Raw genomic sequence first — 23,178 nt, 5'->3', positions numbered from 1 at the left:
TTTATTCTGTCAGCGCGGCGACCCCGTCCGGGATCTGCTGCGGATGAATGATTTTTATCTGTTTGTGGCGGCCCAGTTCGCCTTTCTCAATAAGCACCTGGCTTTTCGCTACGCGAAACTGTTTGGCGAGGAATTTTACCAGATGGGCGTTGGCCTGGCCGTCAACGGGAGGCGCGGTAATGGCGACTTTGAGCTCGTCGCCATGTAAACCAACGATGCTGTCGCGGCTGGCCTTGGGCTGAATATACAGCCGTAAGACCAACCCGTCAGCGCAGGCTTCGACGGCACTCATAGCGCCATCCACAGCCCCGGAAGCAGAACGTTGCCGGTAGCCTGCAACAGTTCGGCGATACCCATATTGATTACGTACAGCAGCAGAACCAGCACCATCGGCGAGAAATCAATGCCGCCCATTGAGGGCAGCAGCCTGCGGATCGGGCGCAGCAGCGGGTCTGCCAGCTGCATCAGAACATATTCCACCGGGCTGCGGCCCTGGCTTACCCAGCTCATGATCGCCATTAACAGAAGAACCCAGAAGATCAGCGAGCCGACAGTTTTGATAAGGATCAGCAGCGCGGAGATCCAGATAATCGGCTGGAAGGTGACGACCATAAAAAGGACGATAGCTTTCACGACGCAGAGAATAAATGCGACCAGCAGGGAGGCGCTGTCGAGCGGCCCCATCGCCGGGATAATACGGCGCAGCGGCCCAACGACAGGCTGCGTAGCCTTGACCACGAACTGCGAAAACGGGTTATAAAAGTCGCAGCGCGCCCACTGCATCCAGACGCGTAACAACACGACCATTGTGTAAAGCTCAATGACCGTTGAGAGCAGGAAAGTCAACGTCTTCATGGCGTTCCTCAGATTCCTTGTTTTTTGCTGTAGTCGCGCGCGCCGAAAATTGCGGTTCCGATGCGCACCATAGTGCTTCCCGCCGCGATGGCGGCTTCCATATCATCCGACATTCCCAGCGACAGCGTATCGACGGTAGGGTAGTGCGTTTTTAGCCGCGCAAATGCTACCGCCATTTGTTGGGCGACGGCAAACTGCCTTACATATTCTGACTCTGGCGCGGGAATGGCCATTAAACCGCGTAGCTGCAGATTAGGGAGTTTAGCGATTTCTGCCGCCAGCGCGTCCAGCTCTTCAGGCGGAATACCCGACTTGCTCTGCTCATCGCTAATGTTGATTTGAATTAGCACGTTGAGCGGCGGCAGTTGAGCCGGGCGCTGTTCACTCAGGCGGACGGCGATTTTGAGACGATCGACGGTATGGCACCAGTCAAAATGCTCGGCCACCAGACGGCTCTTATTGGACTGCAGCGGACCAATAAAGTGCCACTGTAGACCGGTTGCGCCCGTTTCCTGAAAGTAGCGGATTTTATCCACGCCTTCCTGGACATAGTTTTCGCCAAACGCGAGCTGGCCGGCAGCCATCGCTTCTTCGATAGCGCTCGCAGGTTTCGTTTTACTGACTGCAAGCAACGTAACTTCTTCTGGAGCACGGCCGCAGCGTGCGGCAGCGGCTGAGATTTTGTCCCGGACCTGTGCCAGGTTATGCGCAATATCGTTCATATACCGAGGATGAGTTATGGAACTGGAAGAAATAGTGGCCCTTAGTGTAAAGCATAACGTCTCCGATCTACACCTGTGCAATGATTCAGCGCCGCGCTGGCGTCGCCAGGGCAAGCTGGAGCCCGCGCCATTTACCTCCCCTGATATTGGCAAAATACTCACTGATTGGCTCAACGCCGAGCAGCTCGACCAGTGGAAGGCCTGCGGACAGGTTGATTTCGCGCTGACTCCGGCGGGTGGGCCGCGTCTGCGCGCCAGCGCATTTGTGCACAATCGCGGTCTGTCGCTGGCGCTGCGTCTGCTGGCGGAAACCTGCCCTCAGCTGGCGGATCTCGGTGTGCCGGCCGCCTTAACGGAGCTGCTCAATGAGGAGAGCGGACTTATCCTGGTCACGGGGGCTACCGGTAGCGGGAAATCAACCACCCTGGCGGCGATGGTGGGCTATCTTAACCAGCGCCTCAGCGGCCATATCCTGACGCTGGAAGATCCGGTTGAATTTATTCACCGCAGCGAGCGCTGTCTGATTCAGCAGCGGGAAATCGGCCGCCACTGCCCCTCATTTGCCGCTGCCCTGCGCGCCGCGCTGCGTCAGGACCCGGATGTCATTCTGTTAGGAGAACTACGTGACAGCGAAACGATCCGCCTGGCATTAACGGCAGCGGAGACCGGACATCTGGTGATGGCGACGCTACATACGCGCGGCGCGGCGCAGGCGGTTGAGAGGCTGGTGGACGTCTTTCCGGCGCAGGAGAAAGAGCAGGTACGCAGTCAGCTGGCGGGAAGTTTGTGCGCGGTGCTGGCACAAAAACTGTTTCCAGATGCTGCTGGCGGCAGAGTTGCGTTATACGAGCTTTTGGTTAATACCCCGGCGGTGGCTAATTTGATCCGAGAGGGGAAAACGCATCAGCTGCCCGGCGTAATGCAAACCGGGCAGCAATCGGGCATGCAAACATTTACGCAAAGCTTTCAGCAACGTACGGCCGCCGGGCTTTTGTAGCTGCGCTTTTTATATTCAGAGATCCTACCAATAGCTTGTTATAATAATGTTTTATTAATGTTTGCTACCCTTATTTGATATTACAAATAAACACCTAAGATTAAGCCGAATAATGTATTCCATGAAAAACGAATTGACATAAACCTCTCATAACCAGGAAAAAAGTTTGATAATCTTTTGACTCTCTTAAGGCATTCGATTTATGCTGTTTACAGGGATAGGAAAATTCCCATGGAATATTGTTTCAATGTGTAAAAGTGGTTTGTTTTTATAAATACACAGACGATCGTATTCTTGTTAATTCATTTAACCGCTATGAAGGCGGAAATCAACTAAGGAGAGTTTTAAGTGATTAATTTATCTGAGAATTTGGCTTTTTCTCACCAGGTTACTTTTATTACTCACCCCTCCATTCAAAGCAAAGCATTTGCGACCTGGCTGGCCGAAAGGTTATCCGCATCGGTCATTCTGCAAAATATTAACAAACCCCTCGCGCAACGCCTTTTGAAAAATTCTGTAATATTATTTGATATTGCGGTTTCAAATAAAAAGTTGAATAGCGTATGGCGTGATATTATTCGCATGCAGGGAGATAACCCCCGTTTATTGATTATCAATAGCGCACAAAAGTATGAGCTCTACGAAATGGCGCAGTGGCCAGCGCTGTACGGCGTTTTCCGTCATGACGATGATGAATCGCGCTTAATTGAGGGCGTTAGAGCTGTGCTGAACGGCGAACAGACGGCTGAATTGAGCGTGATGCACCCGGCGATGTATGCTGCGGATCATGTATCGGCGCCTGCGGAAAATTCACCGTTGACCGAGCGTGAATGTGAAATTCTGAATGAACTTCGCTGCGGGGCGACAAATCTGGATATTGCCCGCGCGCTATTTATCAGTGAAAACACGGTGCGTACCCATCTGTACAACGTGTTCCGTAAGCTAAGCGTGAAGAACCGGACTCAGGCGGTAAGCTGGGCGAATGAACATCTGCGCCACTAAACATGAAATCCGGATGATGGCGCCTGCCGCTGGTATGGGGCGCCATCATTCAGCTTCAGTAACTCTGCTCGAAGTAGCTTTCCAGAATAATGACGGCAGAAGCGGAATCCACGCTGCCTTTTTTTAGCGCCCGGAATCCACCCTGTTCGAATAGCCCGGCTCTGGCTTCAACCGTGCTCAGACGTTCATCATGCAGGATTATCTGCACGCCGAAGCGGCCATGGATTTTATTCGCGAAGTTGCGCGCACGGGCTGTCAGGGGTTGTTCCGTACCGTCCATATTCAGCGGCAGGCCGACAATCACGGCTTCGGGCTGCCACTCTTTCAGCAGTTTCTCAATAACGTTCCAGTCAGGCTTACCGTCCTGCGCTTTCAACGCGGGGAGGGGGCGGGCGGTGCCGGTGATGCGCTGCCCTACAGCGACGCCAATGCTTTTGGTGCCAAAATCGAAGCCTAAAAACGTTCCGCTCATTACGCGTGCCCCGCTTCGGCTGGCATGGTCACGATATCAATGCCAATCAGCTTCGCAGCCTCACGCCAGCGGTCGGCTATCGGCGTGCTAAACAAAATATTCCGATCGGCCGGCGCGGTGAGCCAGGCGTTATCCAGTATCTCCTGCTCCAGCTGGCCTTTCTCCCAGGAAGCATAGCCCAGCGCAACCAGCACGTTCTCCGGCTGTTTATCCGTACCCAGCGTTTCGAGCACGTCGCGGGAGGTAGTGATCACCGTGTTATCGGAAATACGGATGCTGGAGGAGAAATCGGAAGGCGGCGAATGCAGGATAAAACCCCGATCCTCGGCCAGCGGACCGCCAACCATCACCGGTTTATCCAGGCGGATCTCGGGATTACGCGGCTCAGGCGTGATTTTTAATTTCTCCAGGATCCCTTCAACCTGCAGATTTTCCATCGGCTTATTGATGATGATGCCCATGGCACCGTCATCGTTATACTCGCAGATATAGACTACGGAGCGACGGAACATCGGGTCCTGGAGAGCAGGCATGGCAATTAGAAAGTGATGCTGTAAATTCATTGTCAGAGGTTCTGTTCCTGGTTCAAAAAAGCAGCACCCAGTATGCGGGTAAAGCAAGGGAGTGTCGATTCACTTTATCTTTCAGGTTTTAGGGGCTTGCCTGCCTGAGCCTGAAAGCGAATCGCCTGCGCTGGCTCCAGGCTACAGGCGCGGGCCTGCAGCCGGAATAAGCGCTTTATTTATTGAGGCGCTTCTCGATGGCGTCCATCAGCATCCCGGTAATGGAAATCGGGAAGGCGGCTTCGATTTCACGGACGCAGGTGGGGCTGGTGACGTTAATTTCCGTCAGGCGATCGCCGATGATGTCCAGGCCGACGAAGATTAAGCCTTTGGCCTTCAGCGTGGGGCCAACGCGGCGGGCGATGGCCCAGTCGCTTTCGGTCAGCGGGCGCGCTTCGCCACGACCGCCGGCAGCAAGGTTACCGCGGGTTTCGCCGCCCTGCGGGATACGGGCCAGGCAGTAAGGAACCGGCTCGCCGTCAACCACCAGCACGCGCTTATCGCCATCTTTAATGGCTGGCAGATAGTTCTGCGCCATGCAGTAACGGTTGCCCAGCTCGGTCAGCGTCTCGGTGATGACGCCGAGGTTAGGGTCACCCTCTTTTACGCGGAAAATAGAGGTGCCACCCATACCGTCCAGCGGTTTGAGGATGATATCGCCGTGTTTTTCCCAGAAGGCTTTCAACTGCGCTTTATTACGGGTGACCAGCGTTTCCGGGGTCAGCTCGGAGAACCAGGCGGTAAACAGCTTTTCGTTACAGTCGCGCAGGCTCTGCGGTTTGTTGACGATAAGCGTGCCTTGCTCTTCGGCGCGTTCGAGGATGTAGGTCGCGTAGATAAACTCGGTATCGAACGGCGGATCTTTACGCATCAGAATGACGTCAAGCTCCGCGAGAGGCAAATCCTGCTCGCCGTTGAACGCGTACCAGTTGTCGTAGTTCTGCTCGACGCTTAGCTTGCGCGTACGGGCGCGGGCTTCGCCGTTGATTAAGTACAGATCGTTCATCTCCATATAATGGAGTTCATAGCCGCGACGCTGCGCTTCCAGCAACATGGCGAAGCTGGTGTCTTTCTTGATGTTGATGGTTGCGATGGGGTCCATCACGATGCCGAGCTTAATCATTGTTCTTCTCCGTTAACGCTTCAACCTAAGTCGCCAAAACGCACCTGCAGGGCGGTAATGGCAGTGAGCGCAGTTGTCTCTGTACGCAGAACGCGCGGTCCCAACAGGATATCAGTAAACTGGTAGCGAGCTGTCATCGCTATCTCTTCTGCCGAAAGCCCGCCTTCCGGGCCAATCAGCAGCCGGATACGTTCGACCGGCAGCGGCAGCGTATTAATGCTGGCGCTGGCGCGAGGGTGCAAATTAAGCTTCAGGCCCTCGTCCTGCTCCGCACACCAGGCTTCAAGCTGCATGGCCGGGCGGATTTCCGGCACCACGTTGCGGCCGCTTTGCTCGCAGGCGGCAATGGCGATTTTCTGCCACTGCTGGATCTTTTTCTGCAAACGTTCGGCGTCCAGTTTAACGCCACAGCGCTCGGAAAACAGTGGCGTTATGAGGCTTACACCAAGTTCGATCGATTTCTGGATGGTGAATTCCATTTTTTCGCCGCGGGACATCACCTGGCCCAAATGGATATGCAGAGGGGATTCACGGTTATCAACTTTGCTGCTCTGTACTTCAACCAGAACATTTTTCTTACCGGCCTCGACAATAACCGCCTCGAAGACCTGATTGCTGCCGTCAAAAAGCTCTATAGCCTGGCCTTTACCCATCCGTAAAACGCGACCGACATGGTTGGCCGCGTCGTCGGAAAGAGCTATCTGGCTACCCGTGGTAATGCGTTCCGGGTGATGGATGCGAGGAATGCGCATGCTTGATGTTCCGTTCTTAGCGCAGATGTCTCTTCCCCCAGTAAAGGGGGAGGAGTAAAGCTGCAAATTAACAATTGCCGCTAGTGTAGGTTAGCTCTTTTGCGCCTGGCAAGCCTGCAGGACATAAGGATTATGGTTGCCCTGAACTTTGGCAATACGCGCGTCGCGTTCGCACTCCCAGGTTGTGACCGGGTACATCTTATCCCAGGCGGTAAACAGCTGGGTTTGCTGGCGGGAAAGATTGAGCTGGTAGCGGTCGCGCATATAGAAGTAGGTACGGGCGATGGCGCCACGTGCGCGCGCCGGCGGCTCGGCAACTTTATCTTTAAAATCAACCTTCATTGCGCACTGACCGTACTGGCCTTCGCCGCCGTTCCACTGGCTGTACATAAAGTTGGCGCGATCGCCGTTGACCTCGCCGACCGCCGGCTGCAGGTTATGCATGTCGCTTTCCATCTTGCGGTATTCCGGATCTTTAGCGCAGTTTTTGCGCCCGCCGTCCTGCCAGCACTGACGCTGATGGCCAAACTGCCATGCGGGAACCACATGCTCCCACTCGACCCGGCTGGCGCGATTTTCATTTTTACGCACTTTATAGCCACAAGACTCCAGGTCGATAACCCCCTTTTTTCCCTGCCAGTTGATCTTACAGCCGCAGTAAAAATCGCCGGGGGCATCGGCATTGACCTTGACCCCAGCGGTCTTGGCCTGAGAAAAACTGTTGATTCCTTCCGCTGCAAGCGGAGCGCATACCGCCGCGCTGAGAAATGCGACAGCAAAAATATGAATACGGGACATCGTTAACTCCGTGTCAAAACGAGCCCGCAACGTAACGAATGTGATTGCCAGACGCAATCAGTCAGATCAGAAAATTTCCAATTATTTCCGGAGATTACTTTTCCGCCACCAGAACATCTCCACAGCGCACGCAGCGATAGGTGGCCTCTCCGCGCATCACGCGATTGTGGCGGCGGACGGTAAGCTGGTGCTGCTGGCACTGGCAGCGGTAGGGGAAGGTATTTTTACGGACTGAATCGAGTTCGAAACGATGGGTGCGCAGAGCTGGAACGCCCAGCACGCTTTCCATCATCCATTTCCACTCTTTGCCGTGTGGCGCTACGCGGCCAAAGTGCTTCCACACCAGTAGGTGGGCCAGTTCGTGCGGCACGACTTCATCAATAAACGCCTGCTGGTTTTCCAGCAGCAGCACCGGGTTAAGGCGGATTTCATTTTTCTCCAGCCAGGCGGTACCGGCGGAGGTTCCCCGCTGCTGATAAACCAGCACCGGTTCAGGGTAAAGTCGTCCCAGCTTGAGGTTCGCTTTGGCCAGATTCTCCCGCAGGCTGCGCATAACGGCCTGTTGAAGGGCAATGGGAATTCGGGGTGTTTTCATAGCGCCAGAGGATAGTGCGGCGGGGTGAGGAGAGCAAGAAGAAGCTTCCTCCCTGGAGGGAGGAAGCGTATCAGGCTAGTCGCGCGCGCCAATTTCGCGCAGCTTGCGGCCTTTCATCAGGTTACGTTCGATATGCTCCAGCGAAACGTTTTTGGTTTCCGGGATCAGCCACAGGGTCAGGAAGATGAACAGGATGTTCAGGCCGCCATAGACCCAGAAGGTGTTGGCGCTGCCCAGCGAGTTCAGCATGGTCAGGAACGTCGCGCCGACGATCATGTTGGCAATCCAGTTGGTGGCCGTTGAACAGGTGATACCGAAATCACGCCCTTTCAGCGGCTGGATTTCGGAACACAGCACCCAAATCAGCGGGCCGGCGCTCATGGCAAAGCCAACGATAAACATCAGCAGCATCAGAACGGCAAAGTACTGCGCCGTGGCGGAGTGGATGCCGATATGCATCATGCTGCCCAGAATGCCCATGCCGAGCGCCATGACGATAAAGCCAAGGATAAGCGTCGGCTTACGGCCCCAGCGGTCGACCAGCCCGATGGCGATAAAGGTCGCCAGCACGTTGGTCAAACCGACGATGACGGTGCCCCACATCTGTTCGGTGGTATTGGCATAGCCCGCCAGTTCAAAAATCTTCGGCGCGTAGTACATGATGACGTTCATACCGGTGAACTGTTGCATCACCTGCAGCAGAACGCCGAGGAATACCGCGCGGCGGAAGTTGCTGTTTTCTTTGAACAGCGACCAGCCGGACTGTTTTACCTTCAGGCTTTCGCGGATCTCATCCAGCTCGCGTTTCGCTTCAGCGCTGGTGTCGCGCAGGCGCAGCAGAACCCGTTCGGCATCGACAAAGCGGCGCTTAGCGGCAAACCAGCGCGGGCTGTCCGGCAGGAAAACCACGCCAATCAGCAGCAGCACCGCCGGGATAATAATCACCCCGAGCATCCAGCGCCAGGCGCCGCTGTAGCTGAATGCCGTATCGGAAAGATAGGCGCCGAGAATACCAATAGTAATCATCAGCTGGTACATCGAAATCATGCTGCCGCGGATTTTTTCCGGGGCGATTTCAGACAGATACAGCGGGGCGGTGTAGGAGGCGACGCCCACGGCCAGGCCGAGCAGCACGCGGGAGATCAGCAGTACTTCCACGTTCGGCGCGGCGGCGGAGAATAGCGAGCCGGCAACGAACAGGATGGCGCCAATCATCAGGCTTTTTTTACGCCCGAGTTTGAAGGAGAGCCAGCCGCTGCCCACTGCGCCGACGGCGGCGCCGAACATCATGGAGCTGACCACCCATTCCTGAGTGTGGGCGCTTATCTGGAACTCGTTGGCAATAAAGGGTAAGGCACCCGCAATAACACCGATATCAAGGCCGAACAGCAGGCCAGCCAGTGCGGCGAGGAAGCAGACAAAGAACGTCATCGTCTTGTTCGAACGCCCTTGTTTTTTGTTGTCAGGCATAACGCCCTCCGGTTGAGTTATTGATCCTGTCGATGCGTAGGGTAGGTAAATACGTCGTAAAAAAATGTGATAGTAATCACGACTGTGTAATCGGTTACACTAGAGTAAAGAAATGTAATTGTTATAAACGTATTTAAATCAGTATATTAATTGAGTTTAGTCTAAGAAATTAAAAGCGCTAATCAGACTTTGCTGAAATATTGTGTAACAAAGTGAAGGGTTATTACATTTTGCACGTATTAGGGGAGTATATTTGCGCTGTATATGATGTAATCGCTTCCATTTTTGACGAGCGGAAGGCAGGATTCGGCGTCAGCGGAGGGAAGCTAAAGTAAAAAGGCCAGCGCGGGGCTGGCCTTGAAAGCGGGGGAGTGCGGAGATTATTTCAGACCGGACGCTTCGCGCAGCTGGGCTGCTTTGTCGGTTTTTTCCCATGGGAAATGTTCGCGACCGAAGTGACCGTATGCCGCCGTCTCTTTGTAGATCGGGTGCAGCAGATCCAGCATCTGAATCAGGCCGTACGGACGGAGGTCAAAGAACTCACGCACCAGCAGGGTCAACTGCTCAGAAGGCACTTTTTCGGTACCAAAGGTTTCAACCATGATTGACGTCGGCTCCGCCACGCCGATGGCGTAGGAAACCTGAATTTCACAACGATCGGCCAGGCCAGCGGCAACGATGTTTTTCGCTACATAGCGCGCCGCGTAGGCCGCAGAACGGTCCACTTTAGATGGATCTTTACCGGAGAACGCGCCGCCGCCGTGACGAGCCATGCCGCCGTAGGTGTCAACGATGATTTTACGCCCGGTCAGGCCGCAGTCGCCCATTGGTCCGCCGATAACAAAACGGCCGGTTGGGTTGATAAAGAATTTTGTGGCGCTGTTCAGCCACTCGGTCGGCAGAACCGGTTTGATGATCTCTTCCATCACCGCTTCCTGCAGCGATTTCTGGTCGATATCTTCCGCGTGCTGGGTCGACAGGACTACCGCGTCAATGCCGACGATTTTACCGTCGTCGTACTGGAAGGTGACCTGGCTTTTCGCATCCGGGCGCAGCCACGGCAGAGTGCCGTTTTTGCGCACTTCAGCCTGACGCTGCACCAGACGGTGCGCATAGGTGATCGGCGCCGGCATCAGCACGTCGGTTTCGTTGGTGGCATAGCCAAACATCAGGCCCTGGTCGCCCGCGCCCTGTTCCAGCGGATCGGCGCGGTCAACGCCCTGGTTGATGTCCGGAGACTGTTTACCGATAGCACTCAGGACCGCGCAGGAGTTGGCGTCAAAACCCATGTCGGAATGCACGTAGCCAATTTCACGGACCGTGTTACGGGTGATCTCTTCAATATCAACCCATGCGCTGGTGGTGATCTCGCCACCGACCAGAACCATGCCGGTTTTGACATAGGTTTCACAAGCTACGCGCGCCTTCGGATCCTGTTCGAGGATCGCATCCAGCACGGCGTCGGAGATTTGGTCAGCAATTTTGTCGGGATGCCCTTCTGATACGGACTCTGACGTAAAGAGGTGTTTTGCCATGTTTTATTTCACCTGTGGACGATTCGGGTAGCTCATACTGTTGTGTAGAATGGCTTTGACGGATGACTCTACCAAAGCTTGCAGGTAGCGACACGAGCAGTCTGAGTGTTAATCAGTATAGATGGATTAACTTCTGGACGGCTATTTTAGGGCAGTTCTTGACCCCATTTCCAGCCTTTTTTGATATTCGTCGCATTTATAGAAAAAGGGCGGTGGCAATTTTTCCTGACAATCCCCGGTAACGCGCATATTTTTATTTTGCTTTTTACCCCGCTTCTCGGTATAAAACGCCGCGCGCGGCTCATTAAAACAGCGCACGAGCATTTACCTCGTGACGCCACTTCCAGCCGGGTTAAGCAGTCTGTATTGACAGAGTCCCGCAGCGGCGTTTTCGCTGACTGTCTGGAACGTATAGCTTTGGCTTGTCGCTGGCCCGTCTCGGGGCAGTGTGGAGGTGATACCAGATAATGAACCCACGTTTTTCGCCTGATTCGTCGCGTCGTTCCGTCGCGCGTCACTATCCCGCAACCCGCATCTCTCTCATGCAAACCAGCCGATGTTCTACCCATCTCGGCGCTTCTCAGGATTCCCGGGCCGGCAGGCTGCTGGAACACTGAACAAGGGCGCTCTTGCGATAGCAAGGGTTTTCTCGTGGTTTCTCCGGACTGTCATACTCCGTTCGGGTACGTGTTTTACGATGATATGAATAAGAAACCGGTCGCTCAGCCGCAAGACCAGCACTATCTACTGGGATTTCGGACTGTTTATGGGTTGTTATCGCTTCTTCGGATTGCGATAGTAGTCAACTGTTTTACACTTGTTACTAAAATTTGAGGTTCGCTATGTCTGACGACATGTCATTATCTTCGCCTTCGTCAGCAGGCGATCACGGTGTACTACGTTCCATGCAGGAGGTTGCGATGAGCTCCCAGGAAGCCAGCAAGATGCTACGTACTTACAATATTGCCTGGTGGGGTAATAACTACTACGACGTTAACGAACTGGGCCATATCAGCGTCTGCCCGGATCCTGACGTCCCGGAAGCGCGCGTTGACCTTGCTGAGCTGGTGAAAGCCCGTGAAGCTCAGGGGCAGCGCCTGCCTGCGCTGTTCTGCTTCCCGCAGATTTTGCAGCACCGCCTGCGTTCGATTAACGCCGCCTTCAAACGCGCGCGTGAGTCTTATGGCTATAACGGTGACTACTTCCTGGTTTATCCGATCAAGGTCAACCAGCATCGCCGCGTCATTGAATCGCTGATCCACTCCGGCGAGCCGCTGGGTCTGGAAGCCGGTTCGAAGGCTGAGCTGATGGCGGTGCTGGCACACGCCGGTATGACCCGCAGCGTCATTGTTTGTAACGGCTACAAAGACCGTGAATATATCCGCCTGGCGCTGGTGGGCGAAAAGATGGGCCACAAGGTCTATCTGGTCATCGAGAAGATGTCGGAAATCGCCATCGTGCTGGAAGAAGCCGAGCGGCTGAACGTGGTACCGCGTCTTGGCGTGCGCGCGCGTCTGGCTTCGCAGGGCTCCGGTAAGTGGCAGTCCTCCGGCGGCGAAAAATCCAAATTTGGCCTCGCGGCGACCCAGGTTCTGCAGCTGGTTGAAATTCTGCGCTCTGCCGGGCATCTGGACAGCCTGCAGCTGCTGCATTTCCACCTTGGCTCGCAGATGGCCAATATTCGCGATATCGCCACCGGCGTACGTGAATCCGCGCGTTTCTACGTTGAGCTGCATAAGCTGGGCGTGAATATTCAGTGCTTTGACGTTGGCGGCGGTCTCGGCGTTGACTACGAGGGCACCCGTTCGCAGTCCGACTGTTCGGTAAACTACGGCCTGAACGAATACGCCAACAACATTATTTGGGCGATTGGCGATGCCTGCGAAGAGAACGGTTTGCCGCATCCGACGGTGATCACTGAATCCGGCCGCGCAGTCACGGCGCACCACACCGTGCTGGTATCGAACATTATCGGCGTTGAGCGTAACGAATATACCGAGGCGACCCCGCCTGAGGAAGACGCCGCGCGTCCGCTGCAAAGCATGTGGGAAACCTGGCTGGAGATGCAGGAAACCGGCAACCGCCGCTCGCTGCGCGAATGGTTGCACGACAGCCAGATGGATCTGCACGATATCCACATCGGCTACTCCTCCGGCACTTTTAATCTTCAAGAGCGCGCCTGGGCCGAGCAGCTGTATCTGAATATGTGCCATGAAGTTCAGAAGCAGCTCGACCCCAGCAACCGCGCGCATCGCCCGATTATTGATGAACTGCAGGAGCGCATGGCGGATAAGATCTACGTCAACTTCTCCCTGTTCCAGTCGATGCCGGATGCGTGGGGTATCGATCAGCTGTTCCCGGTGATGCCGCTGGAAGGGCTGAACAAGATACCGGAACGCCGCGCGGTGCTGCTGGATATCACCTGCGATTCCGACGGCGCGATTGACCACTATGTGGATGGCGACGGTATTGCGACCACCATGCCGATGCCGGAATACGATCCGGAGAATCCGCCGATGCTGGGCTTCTTTATGGTGGGCGCCTACCAGGAGATCCTCGGCAATATGCACAACCTGTTCGGCGATACGGAAGCCGTAGACGTGTTTGTCTTCCCTGACGGCAGCGTCGAAGTTGAGCTGTCGGATGAAGGGGATACCGTTGCGGATATGCTGCAGTACGTGCAGCTCGATCCGAACACGCTGTTGACCCAGTTCCGCGATCAGGTAAAAAATACGGACCTGGACGCCGCCCTGCAGCAGCAGTTCCTTGAAGAGTTCGAAGCGGGTTTATACGGCTACACTTATCTCGAAGACGAGTGATATACGTCCTCTCCGTAGCCGAGAGGGAAGAGAGGGGGAGAGAAGGCTCATTACGGCCATTCGCCAGACTCACTTGAACGCGTAGACATTTACGGCGATAATTCGCTCAACTAAGCAGTAAACTCATTTAAACCCTTCCTCGTCGGGCCTAACGACGCGGAAGGGTTTTTTTATATTTGTATTTCAACGCAACGACGGTAAAAGAGGTCATATCCATGAGCACCTTAGGTCATCAATACGATAACTCCCTGGTATCCAACGCATTTGGTTTTCTGCGTCTACCGATGAATTTCATGCCGTATGACAGCGATGCGGACTGGGTCATCACCGGCGTACCGTTTGATATGGCGACCTCCGGACGCGCGGGCGGCCGTCATGGCCCGGCGGCGATCCGTCAGGTGTCGACGAACCTTGCGTGGGAGCACAACCGCTTCCCGTGGAATTTTGACATGCGCGAGCGCCTGAACGTCGTGGACTGCGGCGACCTGGTTTATGCCTTCGGCGACGCGCGTGAAATGAGTGAAAAGCTGCAGGCCCACGCGGAAAAACTGCTGGCGGCAGGTAAACGCATGCTCTCCTTTGGCGGCGACCACTTTGTCACCCTGCCGCTGCTGCGCGCTCACGCTAAGCACTTTGGCAAAATGGCGCTGGTGCATTTTGATGCCCATACCGATACCTACGCCAACGGCTGCGAATTTGACCACGGCACCATGTTCTACACCGCGCCGAACGAAGGCCTGATCGATCCGAATCACTCAGTGCAGATCGGTATCCGTACCGAGTTTGATAAAGACAACGGCTTCACGGTGCTGGATGCGGGCCAGGTCAACGATCGCAGCGTTGACGACGTGATCGCTCAGGTGAAACAGATCGTCGGCGATATGCCAGTGTACCTGACCTTTGATATCGACTGCCTGGACCCGGCGTTTGCCCCGGGTACCGGTACGCCGGTGATCGGCGGCCTGACCTCCGATCGGGCGATCAAGCTGGTGCGCGGCCTGAAGGATCTGAACATCGTCGGCATGGACGTGGTGGAAGTCGCTCCGGCCTACGACCAGTCCGAAATCACCGCCCTGGCGGCGGCGACGCTGGCGCTGGAAATGCTCTACATTCAGGCGGCGAAAAAAGGCGAATAAGCCTCAGACGCTCACTGCTGCTGCGCGACGCATGCGCAGCAGCAGCACGCCTCCGGCGCAAAGCGTCATCAGCTGTGATACCACCAGCACCGAGAATTCCGAGCTTACCGATCCCGCCGACTTCATGACCATCCCCATCAGCAGCGGGATAAACGCTGCGCAGATATTGCCGATGCCATTAATAATGCCATAGGCGCTGCCGACCGCCTCGCGTGGCGCATGGTGCTGCACGACCGCAGGGATCGCCGCGCCCTGCAACCCCCAGAATACGTTCGCCGCCAGCATAAACAGCGCCAGCATCGCCTGCTGGTGGCTGAGCATCAGCGCCAACACCGACAGAGCGGTCAGCAGGCCGCCGATAATAAACAGCACGGGCGCCTGCTCCGGCCGCATCTTATCGAGCAATACCCCGCCGAGAAATTTTGACCCCAGACTTAGCAGAAACGGAACCGCCGCCAGCAGGCCGGTGGCCTGCAGCGAGAAGTGATGCTCGTCGCGTAGCCAGGCCGGCAGCCAGGCGCTACTGCCCCACAGATAGCTGAGGGTGGCGATCTCCACCACCAGGATCCAGCCGAGCAGCGGCGTGCGCCAGGCGAGAGTAAAGGTTTTGATGATACCGGGCTTTGCGCAGCGTTCATTGACGACAGGGGCGGGCAGAAAGCGCCAGATTAATCCGCCGCCGAGCAGCAGGTTCAGCAGCGCCAGGGCGTAAAACGAACCCATCCAGCCGACGTGCGCCATCAGCCAGGTGACCAGCGGAAAGCCCATCGCCAGCCCGAGCGAGACGCCGAGGGCCGTCACGGCGTTAGGTTTACCAACCTCATCGGCAGCGAAGCTATCGCTGATAAAGCGGGTTTTCAGCGAGAATAGCGGCCCCTCGGCAACGCCGAGAACGATGCGCGCGATTAACATTCCCAGCAGCGAGCCCAGCAGCGGCGAAACCGCGCAAACCAGCGCCCATATTGCCACGCTGCTTAACAGTCCCTGGCGATAGTTGAGCCTGCTTTCTATAAGCGGAGTTAATATTAATGCCGATAAACCATAACCCAGGAGAAAGCATGTCATCAGCATGCCTTGTAACATTCTGTTTTCATTTAAATGAAAGTGAGCGGCGAATTCGGGGTTCAGGATCATTACCGAGATATTTACCCGATCGACGTAAGAAATAATTATTAACAAAAGTAGTGCGATAGTACCTTGCCATCTTGCCGCCATGTTTTACCTCTTTTTTAAATTTAATACATATTGGTTATTATTTTTTTAACGCCAGAAATAATCACCTGACTAAAATGGTTCACCTATGAAACTCTATGTTTTTTAAGGTTAAAATTTCATTTTGTTTCATATGTGAAACTGTGATATTTACCTTTTTGCTCATTTCTAACGAGCATTGTGAAAAGAAGTCAACAGGTCCACTTCATTTCTTAAGAGATAGCGTTATTTATAATGAAAGAGCACTTTAAATATCATCATTTCATCTGGCTGCTTTTTTTCGTGATCAATTCCACAGTTAGCTAATTAAAAGTCTATTCATTAACAATTTAATCACATTAGCGCTTGACGAAAGATTCATCGCTTTTATATTGACCGTATTAAATAAGAAACAGAGTTTCATATATGAAACAGAGCCCGGAGGAATGCGATGAGCTGGATTGGCGTGTGTGACGCGGAGCAAGTACAGGAAGATTTCCCCTACAGCGGCAGTATCGACGGTAAAGAAATCGGTATCTATCTGATTGATGGCGAATATTACGCGCTGGAAGACGTTTGTCCCCACGCTTATGCGCTGCTGAGCCAGGGCTTTGTTGAAGATGGCAAGGTGGAGTGCCCGCTGCATGAAGCGGTATTCGACGTCAAAACCGGCCAGTGTTTGCACGGCCCCGGTGGCCGCAGCCTGCATCGCTACCCGGTGCGGGTATACGACGAGCAGATCCAGATTTCTTTTATCGAGGAGAACGTGGCATGAGCGAATCCCTGGACTTTAACCCGGCATTGCCGGAAAGCCGTCAGTTCACGCCGCCGGCGGAAGGCGGAAACGGCAATATTCACAAGCCCGGCGACTATCCCAATCTGATCTGGCAAACCCGCAGCCGGGTGCCGGAAAGCTGGGAACTACAGCTTATTGCCACCCTGGAAACGCTCTTTGAGCAGGGCGCGGAAAACCTCGGCGAGCTGGTGAGCGGCCTGAACGGCGTCAGAATGTACGACCAGCAGGGCGAACCGTGGAGCGAAAGCAGCTTCCAGGCATTTCTGCAGGTAAATGGATACTGAGGACACAGCGATGACGACAACGGTACAAAACTATCTTGATAAAGGGTTACGCGGCCTGTGGTATCCGGTGCTGGCGAGTTGGGAAGTGCAGTCGGCTCCGGTGGGCATTACCCGCCTCGGCGAACAGATTGTGGTCTGGCGCAATAAAGACGGCCAGGTGCAGGCGCTGGAAGACCGCTGCCCGCATCGCGGCGCGCGCCTGTCGATGGGCTGGAACCTGGGCGATCGCATCGCCTGCTGGTATCACGGCGTGGAAGTGGCCGGCAACGGCGAAGTGAAAGACGTCCCGGCAGTTGACCGCTGTCCGCTGGTGGGTCAGCAATGCGTCCGCAGCTACAGCGTTCAGGAAGTGCACGGCGCTATTTTTCTGTGGTTTGGCGTCACCGCCGACCAGCAGCCTGATGAGCTGAACTTTCCGCAAGAGCTGGCCGATAGCGACAAATATAGCAACTTCCTGTGTACCGCGGCATGGAAATGCAACTACCAGTACGCCCTGGAAAACGTGATGGACCCGATGCATGGCACCTATCTCCACTCCTCCTCGCACTCCATGGCGGAAGGCGATCGCAAAGCCGACATGGTGCTGCAGCCCACGAAAACCGGGTTTATTTTTGAGAAGAAAGGGCAGGTTGGCGTTAACTTCGACTGGGTTGAACTGGGCAACAGCGGGACCTACTGGATGCGCCTCTCTATTCCGTACAAAAAGCGCTTTGGACCGGGCGGTCACTTCTGGATTGTCGGCATGGTGGTGCCGGAAGATAACGACAACTGCCGCGTCTTCTTCTGGCGCATCCGTGGCGTACAGGGCTGGCAGCGCGATCTGTGGCGTTTTATGTATCGCAACCGCCTGGAAAAACTGCACTGGGAAGTGCTCGAACAGGATCGCGTGGTGCTGGAAAGCCTGGCGCCGAATGCCCGCGATCGTGAATATCTTTATCAGCACGACGTCGGCCTTTCGCGTCTGCGCCGCATGATGCAGAAAGCGGCAAAAGAGCAGTTGGCGGCCCTGGAAGAGCAGCAGGGAGCCGCCTGATGAACGGCCTGCTTAACGGGAAACGTATCGTCGTCACCGGCGCGGCGCGCGGCCTGGGCTACCACTTCGCCGAAGCCTGCGCCGGACAGGGCGCGGCGGTGGTGATGTGCGACATTCTGCGGGGTGAGCTGGCGGAAAGCGCCCATCGTCTGCAGGAAAAGGGCTACCGCATCGAATCCCACGCGATCGATCTCGCCGATAGCGAATCGATCGACCGGGTATTCAGCGCTATCGGCGAGCGGGGAGCGATCGACGGGTTAGTGAATAATGCGGCAATGGCCACCGGCGTCGGCGGTAAAAACATGCTCGATTACGATCCGGATCTGTGGGATCGGGTGATGACGGTTAACGTTAAAGGTACCTGGCTGGTGACCCGCGCGGCGGTGCCGCTGCTGCGCGAAGGGGCGGGGATCGTCAATGTCGCCTCGGATACCGCCCTGTGGGGGGCGCCGCGGCTGATGGCCTACGTTGCCAGTAAAGGCGCGGTGATCGCGATGACCCGCTCAATGGCCCGCGAGCTGGGGGAAAGGCGCATCCGCATAAACGCCATCGCGCCGGGGCTGACCCGCGTTGAGGCGACGGAATACGTGCCTGCGGAACGCCATCAACTTTATGAAAACGGTCGCGCGCTGAGCGGCGCGCAGCAGCCGGAAGACGTCACCGGCAGCGTGGTCTGGTTGCTCAGCGATCTGTCGCGGTTTATCACCGGCCAGCTGATCCCGGTCAACGGCGGTTTTGTTTTTAACTAATAAGTGAGGCGGTATGGCGAACGATCAGGAAGTGAAGTACCTGGTGCCGGGGCTTGAGCGCGGCCTGCAGCTGCTGCTGGCTTTTGGCGAACAGCATCGCGATCTGACCTTCGCCGAGCTGCACCGGCTGGTGGATATGCCGAAAGCGACCGCCTATCGCGTGGTGCAAACGCTGGAGTATATGGGCTTTCTCGAGCGCAACGCGCGCACCAACACCTTTTCGCTGGGGATGAACGTGCTGCGGCTGGGCTTTGAATATATCGCCTCGCTGGATATCGCCCAGGTGGGTCAGCCGGTTATCGAGCAGCTGCGCGATGTCAGCCAGTGCAGCAGTCATCTGGCGATCCGCGATGGCCGGGACATTATCTACATCGCTCGCGTCAGCGCGGCCGGTTCGCGGATCAACCAGGTCAGTGTTGGCACCCGGCTGCCGGTGCACTGCACCTCGCTGGGCCGCATGCTGCTGACCGATGTTTCACGCAGCGAGTTTGAACAGCTGTTCCCTGACGAGCGACTGCCGGGCAACACTCCGGGCCAGCTGCACGATCGCGAAGCGCTGTGGCAGATGGTACAGCAGGATAAAGCCCGAGGTTATGTGATTGGCGAGTCGTTCTTCCGCCACGGCATCTCGTCGATTGTCTACCCGGTGTATGACCGCAGTGGCCGGGTGGCGGGGGTGGTCAGCATCCTGGTTCCCTCCGATGAGATCCCGCAAAGCGATCGCGAGCGGCTGCAGAACGACGTCAGCCTGGCGGCGGACAAAATTTCCGGTTTCCTGGGATATTTGTCTCAGGCTAGTTAAATCAAACACTTAATGGCAGGCGCTTGAGTGCGCCGGGCATGTTTTACGCCCAAATTCGGGCGACAGAACGGTAAAGAGGCGACGAACAATGAGTATTACCGGAATTGAAAAGCTGGAATTTGGCGTAGATGACCTGAACCATAGCGCCAAATTTATGCACGATTTTGGCCTGGCTGGCGATGCCAGCGGGCGCGTGTTTACCACCCTCAGCGGCGCGCGCGTCGAGCTTAATCTGATCGACAGCCCCGACCTGCCCCCAGCGTTTGAGGCCGGCAATACGCTGCGCCGTATGACCTGGGGTGTAGCGGATCAGGCGGCGCTGGAGGCGCTACGTCCAAAGCTGGAACGTCAGCCCGGCTTCCGCAGGGTTGACGGCGCGCTGGAGTGCCTCGACCCGAACGGCATGACGCTGCGGGTGCAGGTCAGCCAGCAAACGGCGGTAGAGCTTAACGTCGAGCCGATCAACCAGTGGGGCGATGTTCGCCGCATCGACACGCCGAGTCCGGTTTACGACCGCGCGCAGCCGATCAACGTCGGCCACGTGGTGTTCTTTGTTGAAGAACTGGCGGTGGTCGAAAGCTTCTATCGCGAAGTCCTCGGCTTCCAGGTGTCAGACCGCTACATCAACCGTGCGGTATTCCTGCGCTGCGGCGCGCGCGGGGGCCATCACAACCTGTTCCTGCTGCAGCTGCCGAACCGCAAGCGGGGTCTGAACCACGTGGCCTTCACCGTGCGTGACATCCACGAGGTGATCGGCGGCGGCATCGCGATGAACAAAAACGCCTGGAGTACCTTTATCGGCCCCGGCCGCCACCCGGTCTCTTCGGCCTACTTCTGGTACGTCAACAGCCCCACCGGCGGCGCCTTCGAGTACTACACCAACGATGATTATCTGACGGAAAACTGGCAGCCGCGCGAGCTGGAGCACTCGTTGGTCTCCTTTACCGAATGGGCAGTGGAGGGCGGTATCGACCACGATACTCGCCGCCAGCAGAAAAAAACGGAGGCGGTATGACGGCGCGGATTGTGATTGTCGGCGGCGGCCAGGCGGGCGGCTGGGCGGCGAAAACGCTGCGCGACGAGGGATTCGACGGTGAGATTTGCGTGGTGGCGGAAGAGGAATGGGATTTCTACGAGCGGCCGCCGCTTTCCAAAGCCGCATTGTTGGATACCGATGCGCAGCTACCGCGCTTGTTTTCGCACGAAGCGCAGCAGGCGCTGAACCTGACCTGGTATCGTCCGCTGCGTGCAGAGCAGATTGACCGGGCCGCTAAAACGCTAATTTTAAGCAACGGCGAACGTATTAGTTACAACATTCTTTTAATCGCCACCGGGGGGCGAGCGCGTCTGCCGGGCGAGGCGTGGGCGGCGCATCCTCAGGTTTATACCCTGCGTCACTGGCAGGATGCGCAGCGTCTGAAAAGTCGTCTGGCGGAAAGTCAAAAACTGGCCATTGTCGGTGGCGGCTGGATTGGCCTTGAGATTGCCGCCTCGGCGCGGAAAAACGGCGTGGCGGTGACGCTGTTCGAGCAGCAGCCTGCGCTGTGCATGCGTTCGGTGAGCGGCGAGGTGTCGCAACGCTTAGCGGCAATTCATCGCGCGCAGGGCGTGGATATCCGTACCGGCTGCGGCGCGCTGGAGCTGGAAGATAATAACTGCCTGCCGGTCATTCACTGTGACGGTAAGCGCGAAATTTATGATGCGGTGGTGGTGGGGATCGGGGTCGATCTTAATCTCGAACTGGCGCGCGACGCGGGGCTGAAAACAGAGCGCGGGATCGTTGTGGATACCCAGGGGAGAACGTCGGATCCGTTCATCTTTGCTGCCGGGGATGTGGCGCAGCATCATCACTACGGCCTGTGCATCCAGTCCTGGGCCTTCGCCCAGAATCAAGCGGTGGCGACGGCAAAAGCGATGCTCAACCCCGATGCGCCAGGCTACGACGACGCGCCGTGGCTGTGGTCGGATCAATATCAGCACAATATCCAGATCCTTGGTATTCCGCAGCCGGGCAGCAGAACGATAGCGCGTGAAGACTCGCTGTACTTCTCGCTGGACGAAAACGGGCGGCTGACGCAGCTGGTGGCGTTCAACGATGCGCGTACCGTCAAGCTGGCGAAGCGCTGGATGGCGGCAGGGCGAGATTTATCCGCTGTACCGCTCGCCGACCCGGCCTTTTCACTGATGTCATTGCGATAGCTAACCCGCACCCTTAAGGGGGAGAAATGACCACATTAGAGACTAACGCCGCGCCTGCTGAGGCGAGCGGCGAGGGCATCCGCACGCCTGAAAAAGCGGTTCGCTGGGCCATTCCGCTGTCGCTGCTGGCCTGCGTACTGCTGGCGTTCTTCGACAAGATCAGCATCGCCGCGCTGTTTTCCGATAGCCACTTCCAGCAGGCGATGGGTATCGATTTCGACACCACTCGTCTGGGTATCCTGATGAGCGCTTTCCTGCTGAGCTACGGATTTTCCTCAGTGCTGTTAAGCGGCCTGGGCGACCGTATCGCGCCGCTGCGTCTGCTTACCGGGATGATGGCGGTGTGGTGCATTTTAATGCTGGTGATGGGCTTCACCCACAACTACACGCTGATGGTGACGCTGCGAATTTTGCTGGGTATCGCCGAGGGGCCGCTGTTCCCGCTGGCGTTCGCTATCGTCCGCCATACCTTTCCGCAGCACCTGCAGGCGCGGGCCACCATGCTCTGGCTGCTGGGCACCCCGGTGGGCGCGGCGATTGGCTTTCCGCTATCGATTTGGCTGCTCAACACCTTCGGCTGGCAGAGCACCTTCTTTGTGATGGCGATGCTGACGGTGCCGGTACTGATTTTTGTGCGTATCGGGCTGCGCGGCGTCAGGCTGGAGGCGAAAGCCAGCGGCGGGCAAACGTCGCAGGAGGCGCGCCGCAGTGCGCGCCGCGAGCTGTTTGTCAGCCCGCACTTCTGGATGATTTGCATCTTCAATATCGCTTTTCTCGCCTATTTGTGGGGCATCAACGGCTGGCTGCCGGGCTACCTGATTAAGGGCAAAGGTATCCATCTTGAACACGCCGGCTGGCTGTCTTCAATGCCGTTTATCGCCATGCTGCTCGGCGAAATCATCGGCGCCTGGCTGTCAGACCGCGTCGATAAGCGCGCTGCCGCCTGCTTTATTTCCCTGGCAGGTGCAGGTATTGGCCTGGCTGCGGTGATGCATTTCACCACGCCGTTGCCGGTGATCGCGGCGATGAGCTTTAGCACCTTTATGTGGGGGACCGGCGCGCCGAATATCTTCGCGTTGTTGGCCAAGGCGACCCATCCGCGAGTCAGCGCCACCGCGGGCGGAATTTTCAACGGGCTGGGAAACTTTGCCGGGGCGTTATCGCCGGCGGTGATGGGCGCGCTTATCGCCTTCACCCACAGCATGGATTCCGGGCTGATTTTTCTGGTGGTGATGGCGGCGGTGGGCTGCGTCCTGTTACTGCCGCTGCTAAGACGTTACTGAGG

General features: G+C 56.4%; 26 protein-coding genes. 14 read left to right on the top strand and 12 right to left on the bottom strand.

Going from position 1 to position 23,178, the window contains the following annotated elements:
* Position 1: 1 nt before the first annotated feature.
* From yggU to KCG39_RS14540, 3 genes are read right to left on the bottom strand one after another with little or no spacing between them, the layout of a single operon-like run.
* The gene (yggU, locus tag KCG39_RS14550) at positions 2 to 292 is read right to left on the bottom strand and encodes a DUF167 family protein YggU (RefSeq protein WP_004125173.1); all 291 of its coding nucleotides are present in this window, start codon (positions 290 to 292) and stop codon (positions 2 to 4) included.
* Positions 289 to 855 (bottom strand): YggT family protein, encoded by a 567-nt coding sequence (locus tag KCG39_RS14545; RefSeq protein WP_004105714.1) that lies wholly within the window; start codon positions 853 to 855, stop codon positions 289 to 291. Before KCG39_RS14545 ends, yggU begins: the two co-directional genes overlap by 4 nt.
* 8 nt (positions 856 to 863) lie before the next feature.
* A complete protein-coding gene (locus KCG39_RS14540; RefSeq protein WP_004125172.1) occupies positions 864 to 1,577 on the bottom strand; it encodes a YggS family pyridoxal phosphate-dependent enzyme in 714 nt (237 codons plus the stop codon).
* A 16-nt stretch (positions 1,578 to 1,593) separates the two neighbouring features.
* Here KCG39_RS14540 and KCG39_RS14535 point away from each other — a divergent pair, with 16 nt between their 5' ends.
* Together KCG39_RS14535 and KCG39_RS14530 are read left to right on the top strand one after the other, a co-directional pair.
* Positions 1,594 to 2,574 (top strand): type IV pilus twitching motility protein PilT, encoded by a 981-nt coding sequence (locus tag KCG39_RS14535; protein ID WP_142468404.1) that lies wholly within the window; start codon positions 1,594 to 1,596, stop codon positions 2,572 to 2,574.
* Positions 2,575 to 2,922: 348 nt separating this feature from the next.
* Complete coding sequence (locus tag KCG39_RS14530; protein WP_004125160.1) at positions 2,923 to 3,576, top strand: LuxR C-terminal-related transcriptional regulator; 654 nt, start codon at positions 2,923 to 2,925, stop codon at positions 3,574 to 3,576.
* Positions 3,577 to 3,631: 55 nt separating this feature from the next.
* Here the strand turns inward: KCG39_RS14530 and ruvX are convergent, their stop codons facing one another.
* The 8 genes from ruvX to metK form a co-directional block, all read right to left on the bottom strand.
* Entirely contained in the window at positions 3,632 to 4,048 is a 417-nt protein-coding gene (ruvX, locus tag KCG39_RS14525) for a Holliday junction resolvase RuvX (protein ID WP_004125157.1), read from the bottom strand.
* Positions 4,048 to 4,611, bottom strand: a complete 564-nt coding sequence (locus KCG39_RS14520) for a YqgE/AlgH family protein (protein ID WP_004125153.1) — start codon at positions 4,609 to 4,611, stop codon at positions 4,048 to 4,050. Before KCG39_RS14520 ends, ruvX begins: the two co-directional genes overlap by 1 nt.
* A gap of 175 nt (positions 4,612 to 4,786) precedes the next feature.
* Positions 4,787 to 5,734, bottom strand: coding sequence for a glutathione synthase (gene gshB, locus KCG39_RS14515; RefSeq protein WP_049113275.1), 948 nt, complete (start codon positions 5,732 to 5,734; stop codon positions 4,787 to 4,789).
* 20 nt (positions 5,735 to 5,754) lie between these two features.
* The gene (rsmE, locus tag KCG39_RS14510) at positions 5,755 to 6,486 is read right to left on the bottom strand and encodes a 16S rRNA (uracil(1498)-N(3))-methyltransferase (protein ID WP_004125147.1); all 732 of its coding nucleotides are present in this window, start codon (positions 6,484 to 6,486) and stop codon (positions 5,755 to 5,757) included.
* Between the two features lie 90 nt (positions 6,487 to 6,576).
* A complete protein-coding gene (gene endA, locus KCG39_RS14505; protein WP_004125144.1) occupies positions 6,577 to 7,284 on the bottom strand; it encodes a deoxyribonuclease I in 708 nt (235 codons plus the stop codon).
* Positions 7,285 to 7,378: 94 nt separating this feature from the next.
* Positions 7,379 to 7,879 (bottom strand): SprT family zinc-dependent metalloprotease, encoded by a 501-nt coding sequence (locus KCG39_RS14500; protein WP_087828544.1) that lies wholly within the window; start codon positions 7,877 to 7,879, stop codon positions 7,379 to 7,381.
* A gap of 75 nt (positions 7,880 to 7,954) precedes the next feature.
* On the bottom strand, positions 7,955 to 9,349 hold the full coding sequence (locus tag KCG39_RS14495) for a sugar porter family MFS transporter (protein ID WP_004125138.1): 1,395 nt from the start codon (positions 9,347 to 9,349) through the stop codon (positions 7,955 to 7,957).
* Positions 9,350 to 9,729: 380 nt separating this feature from the next.
* Positions 9,730 to 10,884 carry a methionine adenosyltransferase gene (metK, locus tag KCG39_RS14490; protein WP_004125136.1) on the bottom strand — a complete coding sequence of 385 codons (1,155 nt, stop codon included), beginning with the start codon at positions 10,882 to 10,884 and terminating at the stop codon, positions 9,730 to 9,732.
* A 467-nt stretch (positions 10,885 to 11,351) separates the two neighbouring features.
* Here metK and KCG39_RS28095 point away from each other — a divergent pair, with 467 nt between their 5' ends.
* The 4 genes from KCG39_RS28095 to speB all read left to right on the top strand — a co-directional run bounded on the left by KCG39_RS28095 (position 11,352) and on the right by speB (position 14,839).
* Positions 11,352 to 11,501 carry a hypothetical protein gene (locus tag KCG39_RS28095; protein WP_227637570.1) on the top strand — a complete coding sequence of 50 codons (150 nt, stop codon included), beginning with the start codon at positions 11,352 to 11,354 and terminating at the stop codon, positions 11,499 to 11,501.
* Between the two features lie 85 nt (positions 11,502 to 11,586).
* Positions 11,587 to 11,718, top strand: coding sequence for an acid stress response protein YqgB (gene yqgB, locus KCG39_RS14480; protein ID WP_075210876.1), 132 nt, complete (start codon positions 11,587 to 11,589; stop codon positions 11,716 to 11,718).
* A gap of 8 nt (positions 11,719 to 11,726) precedes the next feature.
* The gene (speA, locus tag KCG39_RS14475) at positions 11,727 to 13,703 is read left to right on the top strand and encodes a biosynthetic arginine decarboxylase (protein ID WP_004125134.1); all 1,977 of its coding nucleotides are present in this window, start codon (positions 11,727 to 11,729) and stop codon (positions 13,701 to 13,703) included.
* Between the two features lie 215 nt (positions 13,704 to 13,918).
* Positions 13,919 to 14,839 carry an agmatinase gene (gene speB / locus KCG39_RS14470; RefSeq protein WP_004205166.1) on the top strand — a complete coding sequence of 307 codons (921 nt, stop codon included), beginning with the start codon at positions 13,919 to 13,921 and terminating at the stop codon, positions 14,837 to 14,839.
* A 3-nt stretch (positions 14,840 to 14,842) separates the two neighbouring features.
* Here the strand turns inward: speB and KCG39_RS14465 are convergent, their stop codons facing one another.
* Positions 14,843 to 16,054, bottom strand: coding sequence for an MFS transporter (locus KCG39_RS14465; protein WP_211811428.1), 1,212 nt, complete (start codon positions 16,052 to 16,054; stop codon positions 14,843 to 14,845).
* A 427-nt stretch (positions 16,055 to 16,481) separates the two neighbouring features.
* On the opposite strand from KCG39_RS14465, the gene KCG39_RS14460 reads away from it, so the two are divergent.
* From KCG39_RS14460 to KCG39_RS14425, 8 genes are all read left to right on the top strand, one after another.
* On the top strand, positions 16,482 to 16,805 hold the full coding sequence (locus KCG39_RS14460) for a Rieske (2Fe-2S) protein (RefSeq protein ID WP_112166751.1): 324 nt from the start codon (positions 16,482 to 16,484) through the stop codon (positions 16,803 to 16,805).
* Positions 16,802 to 17,110, top strand: coding sequence for a recombinase-like helix-turn-helix domain-containing protein (locus tag KCG39_RS14455; RefSeq protein WP_004125120.1), 309 nt, complete (start codon positions 16,802 to 16,804; stop codon positions 17,108 to 17,110). The genes KCG39_RS14460 and KCG39_RS14455 overlap by 4 nt, the downstream gene beginning before the upstream one ends.
* Before the next feature lie 10 nt (positions 17,111 to 17,120).
* Positions 17,121 to 18,143: an aromatic ring-hydroxylating oxygenase subunit alpha gene (locus KCG39_RS14450; protein WP_087828541.1), complete on the top strand. Its 1,023-nt coding sequence runs from the start codon at positions 17,121 to 17,123 to the stop codon at positions 18,141 to 18,143.
* Positions 18,143 to 18,892 (top strand): SDR family oxidoreductase, encoded by a 750-nt coding sequence (locus KCG39_RS14445; protein WP_004125115.1) that lies wholly within the window; start codon positions 18,143 to 18,145, stop codon positions 18,890 to 18,892. Before KCG39_RS14450 ends, KCG39_RS14445 begins: the two co-directional genes overlap by 1 nt.
* Positions 18,893 to 18,905: 13 nt before the next feature.
* Positions 18,906 to 19,694 carry an IclR family transcriptional regulator gene (locus tag KCG39_RS14440; RefSeq protein WP_004125113.1) on the top strand — a complete coding sequence of 263 codons (789 nt, stop codon included), beginning with the start codon at positions 18,906 to 18,908 and terminating at the stop codon, positions 19,692 to 19,694.
* An 88-nt stretch (positions 19,695 to 19,782) separates the two neighbouring features.
* A complete protein-coding gene (locus KCG39_RS14435; protein WP_087828540.1) occupies positions 19,783 to 20,709 on the top strand; it encodes a VOC family protein in 927 nt (308 codons plus the stop codon).
* The gene (locus tag KCG39_RS14430) at positions 20,706 to 21,893 is read left to right on the top strand and encodes an NAD(P)/FAD-dependent oxidoreductase (protein ID WP_004125103.1); all 1,188 of its coding nucleotides are present in this window, start codon (positions 20,706 to 20,708) and stop codon (positions 21,891 to 21,893) included. Before KCG39_RS14435 ends, KCG39_RS14430 begins: the two co-directional genes overlap by 4 nt.
* Before the next feature lie 26 nt (positions 21,894 to 21,919).
* Positions 21,920 to 23,176: an MFS transporter gene (locus KCG39_RS14425; protein WP_004125097.1), complete on the top strand. Its 1,257-nt coding sequence runs from the start codon at positions 21,920 to 21,922 to the stop codon at positions 23,174 to 23,176.
* Positions 23,177 to 23,178 lie beyond the last annotated feature (2 nt).

Origin of the sequence: Klebsiella pasteurii (assembly GCF_018139045.1) — a bacterium.
Lineage (GTDB): Bacteria > Pseudomonadota > Gammaproteobacteria > Enterobacterales > Enterobacteriaceae > Klebsiella > Klebsiella grimontii.
Note: the sequence above shows the minus strand (reverse complement) of the source record. Positions and strands in the feature narration are given on the sequence as shown.

Coding starts and splice junctions, on each gene's coding strand:
- yggU (WP_004125173.1), bottom strand. CDS start 292: ATGAGTGCCGTCGAAGCCTGCGCTGACGGGTTGGTCTTACGGCTGTAT.
- KCG39_RS14545 (WP_004105714.1), bottom strand. CDS start 855: ATGAAGACGTTGACTTTCCTGCTCTCAACGGTCATTGAGCTTTACACA.
- KCG39_RS14540 (WP_004125172.1), bottom strand. CDS start 1,577: ATGAACGATATTGCGCATAACCTGGCACAGGTCCGGGACAAAATCTCA.
- KCG39_RS14535 (WP_142468404.1), top strand. CDS start 1,594: ATGGAACTGGAAGAAATAGTGGCCCTTAGTGTAAAGCATAACGTCTCC.
- ruvX (WP_004125157.1), bottom strand. CDS start 4,048: ATGAGCGGAACGTTTTTAGGCTTCGATTTTGGCACCAAAAGCATTGGC.
- KCG39_RS14520 (WP_004125153.1), bottom strand. CDS start 4,611: ATGAATTTACAGCATCACTTTCTAATTGCCATGCCTGCTCTCCAGGAC.
- gshB (WP_049113275.1), bottom strand. CDS start 5,734: ATGATTAAGCTCGGCATCGTGATGGACCCCATCGCAACCATCAACATC.
- rsmE (WP_004125147.1), bottom strand. CDS start 6,486: ATGCGCATTCCTCGCATCCATCACCCGGAACGCATTACCACGGGTAGC.
- endA (WP_004125144.1), bottom strand. CDS start 7,284: ATGTCCCGTATTCATATTTTTGCTGTCGCATTTCTCAGCGCGGCGGTA.
- KCG39_RS14500 (WP_087828544.1), bottom strand. CDS start 7,879: ATGAAAACACCCCGAATTCCCATTGCCCTTCAACAGGCCGTTATGCGC.
- KCG39_RS14495 (WP_004125138.1), bottom strand. CDS start 9,349: ATGCCTGACAACAAAAAACAAGGGCGTTCGAACAAGACGATGACGTTC.
- metK (WP_004125136.1), bottom strand. CDS start 10,884: ATGGCAAAACACCTCTTTACGTCAGAGTCCGTATCAGAAGGGCATCCC.
- KCG39_RS28095 (WP_227637570.1), top strand. CDS start 11,352: ATGAACCCACGTTTTTCGCCTGATTCGTCGCGTCGTTCCGTCGCGCGT.
- yqgB (WP_075210876.1), top strand. CDS start 11,587: ATGAATAAGAAACCGGTCGCTCAGCCGCAAGACCAGCACTATCTACTG.
- speA (WP_004125134.1), top strand. CDS start 11,727: ATGTCTGACGACATGTCATTATCTTCGCCTTCGTCAGCAGGCGATCAC.
- speB (WP_004205166.1), top strand. CDS start 13,919: ATGAGCACCTTAGGTCATCAATACGATAACTCCCTGGTATCCAACGCA.
- KCG39_RS14465 (WP_211811428.1), bottom strand. CDS start 16,054: ATGGCGGCAAGATGGCAAGGTACTATCGCACTACTTTTGTTAATAATT.
- KCG39_RS14460 (WP_112166751.1), top strand. CDS start 16,482: ATGAGCTGGATTGGCGTGTGTGACGCGGAGCAAGTACAGGAAGATTTC.
- KCG39_RS14455 (WP_004125120.1), top strand. CDS start 16,802: ATGAGCGAATCCCTGGACTTTAACCCGGCATTGCCGGAAAGCCGTCAG.
- KCG39_RS14450 (WP_087828541.1), top strand. CDS start 17,121: ATGACGACAACGGTACAAAACTATCTTGATAAAGGGTTACGCGGCCTG.
- KCG39_RS14445 (WP_004125115.1), top strand. CDS start 18,143: ATGAACGGCCTGCTTAACGGGAAACGTATCGTCGTCACCGGCGCGGCG.
- KCG39_RS14440 (WP_004125113.1), top strand. CDS start 18,906: ATGGCGAACGATCAGGAAGTGAAGTACCTGGTGCCGGGGCTTGAGCGC.
- KCG39_RS14435 (WP_087828540.1), top strand. CDS start 19,783: ATGAGTATTACCGGAATTGAAAAGCTGGAATTTGGCGTAGATGACCTG.
- KCG39_RS14430 (WP_004125103.1), top strand. CDS start 20,706: ATGACGGCGCGGATTGTGATTGTCGGCGGCGGCCAGGCGGGCGGCTGG.
- KCG39_RS14425 (WP_004125097.1), top strand. CDS start 21,920: ATGACCACATTAGAGACTAACGCCGCGCCTGCTGAGGCGAGCGGCGAG.